1 pseudogene is annotated in these 356 nt (G+C 55.1%); it reads right to left on the minus strand.

Features of this window, described 5'->3' with window-relative positions:
- Positions 1-56 precede the first annotated feature (56 nt).
- A pseudogene (locus tag BHE89_RS24510) lies at positions 57-356 on the minus strand (hypothetical protein); the annotation flags it as partial.

Raw genomic sequence — 356 nt, forward strand, 5'->3', positions numbered from 1 at the left:
GCCAGTTGCTTTGAACCCAAACCGACCGGCCCGATTCTGAACCGTATCTCCATGCTTCACGACACTGAACACTGGCTGGTTCCGGTTGCCACCAAAAAAAGGTGACTGCCGGGTTTACGCCGGGTATTGCTTCCAGAGCCATCGAAATAGCCAAGGACGCTTCCCCGCGCAATGTCTTGACGCTCCTTTCCATTGGCGGCCTTGTAGGCCATCGAGGAGCTCATATCAACCAGGATGTGAACCGCCGTATTAGGGCGTTTCTTGGCTTCCGGCTTGAGGAATACGCGGGTATCACCCGTCACTACACGATGTAGTTTCCGAGCATCCACACGCTTCCCTGATCGTTGGTTACGGTG

The organism is Shigella sp. FC1967 (assembly GCF_001743005.1).
GTDB lineage: Bacteria > Pseudomonadota > Gammaproteobacteria > Enterobacterales > Enterobacteriaceae > Proteus.